This is a genomic window from Geobacillus sp. ZGt-1, from assembly GCF_001026865.1.
Taxonomy (GTDB): domain Bacteria; phylum Bacillota; class Bacilli; order Bacillales; family Anoxybacillaceae; genus Geobacillus; species Geobacillus thermoleovorans.
Genome location: NZ_LDPD01000013.1, coordinates 329,374 through 332,733 on the forward strand (window position 1 = coordinate 329,374; position 3,360 = coordinate 332,733).

The 3,360-nt window shown below is 52.7% G+C and carries 5 protein-coding genes; 4 read left to right on the forward strand and 1 reads right to left on the reverse strand.

Features of this window, described 5'->3' with window-relative positions; all coding sequences use genetic code 11:
• Positions 1-1,173, forward strand: a 1,173-nt coding sequence (locus VU18_RS05840) for an ABC transporter ATP-binding protein (protein WP_236687301.1), incomplete at its 5' end; no start/stop codon positions are given.
• Positions 1,174-1,230: 57 nt separating this feature from the next.
• Here the strand turns inward: VU18_RS05840 and VU18_RS05845 are convergent.
• Positions 1,231-1,410 (reverse strand): aspartyl-phosphate phosphatase Spo0E family protein, encoded by a 180-nt coding sequence (locus VU18_RS05845; protein WP_011230836.1) that lies wholly within the window; start codon positions 1,408-1,410, stop codon positions 1,231-1,233.
• 168 nt (positions 1,411-1,578) lie between these two features.
• On the opposite strand from VU18_RS05845, the gene VU18_RS05850 reads away from it, so the two are divergent.
• The 3 genes from VU18_RS05850 to VU18_RS05860 form a co-directional block, all read left to right on the forward strand.
• Positions 1,579-2,286, forward strand: coding sequence for a cytochrome c biogenesis protein CcdA (locus tag VU18_RS05850; RefSeq protein WP_021322230.1), 708 nt, complete (start codon positions 1,579-1,581; stop codon positions 2,284-2,286).
• A gap of 68 nt (positions 2,287-2,354) precedes the next feature.
• A complete protein-coding gene (locus tag VU18_RS05855) occupies positions 2,355-2,711 on the forward strand; it encodes a response regulator (protein WP_011230839.1) in 357 nt (118 codons plus the stop codon).
• A 201-nt stretch (positions 2,712-2,912) separates the two neighbouring features.
• Positions 2,913-3,360 (forward strand): CcdC family protein (locus VU18_RS05860; RefSeq protein ID WP_369793554.1); only part of this gene is annotated, 448 nt, incomplete at its 3' end.

Genomic DNA, 3,360 nt, shown 5'->3' on the forward strand with positions numbered 1-3,360 from the left:
CGGCTGAGCGAACTGAACGCCAAATTGAACGAATCGCTGCAAGGAATGGCCGTCATTCAAGCGTTCCGCCAGCAGCGCCGTTTATATCAAGAGTTTGCCGCCGTCAATGAAGCGCATTACAAGGCGGGGATGAAAAACATCCACCTTGATGGACTGCTGCTTCGACCGGCGATCGATGTGGTGTATATGTTGTCGATCATGGTTGTGCTCAGCTTTTTTGGCATCACGGCGCTTGATGGCCCAGTTGAGATCGGCGTGCTGTATGCGTTTGTCAACTATTTGGAGCGCTTTTTCGAACCGGTGACGCAAATGATGATGCGCCTGTCTCTTTACCAGCAGGCGATCGTTTCCGCCTCTCGCGTGTTTGCCCTTCTTGATCATCAAGAAGAGGCGCCGGCCAATCCAAATCGGTCGCCGCATGTGATCGAGCGCGGGGAAATCGAATTTCGGGATGTCAGCTTTTCCTACGACGGCAAACGGGATGTGCTGAAACGGCTGTCGTTTGTCATCCGTCCAGGTCAGACGGTCGCGTTTGTCGGCCATACCGGCAGCGGCAAAAGTTCGATCATCAACTTGCTCATGCGCTTTTATGAGTTTGACCGCGGCGATATTTTGCTTGACGGCCGGTCGATCCGCGATTACTCGCGCGCCGAGCTGCGCCGCCGCCTCGGCCTTGTCTTGCAAGATCCGTTTTTGTTTTACGGGACGGTCAAAGAGAACATTCGCATGTATAATCAGGAACTGGACGACGAAGCCATTAAGGAGGCCGCTCGGCTCGTGCAGGCCGATGCGTTTATTGAGCAATTGCCCGGCGGCTACGACCATGTGCTCGCCGAGCGCGGGGCGACGTTATCAAGCGGTCAGCGCCAGCTTCTTTCATTCGCCCGCACGATCGCTGCTGATCCGAAAATTTTGGTGCTCGATGAGGCGACCGCCCATATTGACACCGAAACAGAGGAAGCGATTCAAGATGCGCTCATGCGCATGCGGAAAGGGCGGACGACGATCGCCATCGCCCACCGTCTATCAACGATTCAAGACGCTGATCAAATTTTCGTCCTCCACCGCGGCGAAATCATCGAGCGCGGTACGCATCAGCAACTGCTGGCGCAAAAAGGGCTTTACTACCAAATGTACTTGCTGCAAAACGGCCTCGTCGACGTCCATGCGTAAATGGCGGCGTTTTGCCGCCCCTGCTTGGAACAAAAAGAAGAAAGCGCCATGTCCCGCCTAGCGGGAGGCGCTTTGCTTTCGCCGCTTGGTTTGTTCGCGTTGATAGGCATTGAGCAACGTGTCAAGTTCTTTGCTGATTTTCATGGCCGCCGCCGAGTTTAACCCCGTTTTGGCCACCGTGTCGACAAGCTCCATCCGCTTTTGTTCAATCAAGGTCAACAATTTGCATTTCGGCACGAATCGACCGTCCTTTGCTTGAAGTATTGTGTATGGTGCTTTATACTATTTTATCAGTGAACGCAAAAATGGAAAATAGAAAAATTGACCAGGAACAATGAGAAACATGTTACGGGAAGAAGGAATTCTGCTAAAATAAAAAGTAAAAAAGCAGGGGCTGGTTCACCAATGAATGATCTCAATCTATTTTTAGCGTTCGGCGCCGGGTTTTTGTCGTTTATTTCCCCGTGCTGCTTGCCGCTTTATCCGGCGTTTTTATCGTATATCACCGGCGTGTCGGTCAGCGAGTTGAAAGAGGAAAACGCGATGCTGAACCGCCGCAGCTTATGGCATACGCTTTGCTTTTTGCTCGGCTTCTCGCTCATTTTTATCTCGCTTGGCTTTGGCACCTCGCTGCTTGGAAGGCTGTTTGTTGATTATCAAGATGCGATCCGGCAAATCGGCGCGGTCGTGATCGTCGCTCTTGGCCTCGTCGTCGCCGGGCTGTGGAAGCCGGCGTTTTTGCTGAAAGATCGGCGCATTTCGTTTCGTGAACGGCCATCGGGATATGTCGGCTCCGTGCTGATCGGCATGGCGTTTGCCGCCGGTTGGACGCCGTGCATGGGGCCGATTTTGGTGGCGGTTGTCGCTCTAGCCGCCACCAACCCGGGCTCAGGAATGATGTATATGCTTGCTTATACGCTTGGATTTGCCATTCCGTTTTTCATGTTGTCGTTTTTTATCGGCAAGCTGCAATGGATCCGCCGCCATAGCGCATCCATCATGAAGGCGGGCGGCTATGTCATGGTGGCGATGGGCGTCGTTTTGTACTTTGATTGGATGACAAAGCTGATTGCTTATATGACAAGCTTGTTTGGCGGATTTACTGGTTTTTAGCGGCGATGGAGCCGCCCTTTGTGCGGCTGTTGTTGGAGGAATATCGTTGAGGAGAGGGCGATGGAAAGATGGCTGCCATTTTAATTGCTGACGATGCGAAGTTTATGCGGGTAACGCTGGCGCGCATACTGGAAAAAACGGATCACACCGTAGCCGGTGAGGCGGAAAACGGCAAAGAGGCGGTCGAGCTGTATCGCCGGCTGCGCCCCGATCTTGTCATCATGGACATTACGATGCCGGTCATGAATGGGATTGAAGCGGTGCGGGCGATTAAGGAGATCGATCCCGGGGCGAAAATCATCATCTGCTCGGCGCTCGGGCAGCAGCGTATGGTCGTTGAGGCCATTGAAGCCGGAGCGGCTGACTTCATCGTCAAGCCGTTTGAAGAAACCCGCGTGCTCGAGGCGATTGCCCGTCTTTTGTAAGCGGGCTTTGGCTTCGTACGGCATAGGAAGGCGCCGGCTTATGACCGCTGGAAAACAGCTGACTGCGTTCCTCTTGGCAAGCGAGAGGGATGAAGCGAGCGCGATGTTTGGCGAAGGCGGGGGCGGCTGGAGAGGGCGGTAGGCAAGCGGAGCGGTTTTTGCTATAATAGCGTTGTCCGTGAATTTTGTCGGAAGAAGGTGATGGCTTTGGCGTTCATTACATCGCTCATCGCCGTTGTGATGGCGTTTTTCATCTTTTTTGTGCGCATGAAGGCGTCGGAAAAGCCGACGAATGCCAAAAAAATTATTTTGCCGCCGCTGTTTATGAGCACCGGGGCGCTGATGTTCATCGATCCGGTCTTTCGCGTTACGCGCGGGGAGCTCATCGAAGCGGTCATTCTCGGCCTGTTTTTCTCGCTGTTTCTCATTAAAACGTCAAAATTTGAAATCCGCGGCAGCGATATTTATTTGAAACGCTCAAAATCCTTTATTTGGATTTTGCTCGGGTTGATTGTCATTCGTCTTGGCTTGAAAACGTATTTAGGACGAACGATCGACTACCGCCAGTTAAGCGGCATGTTTTATTTGCTCGCGTTTTCGATGATCGTCCCATGGCGGATTGCAATGTACGTTTCGTATAGAAAGCTGG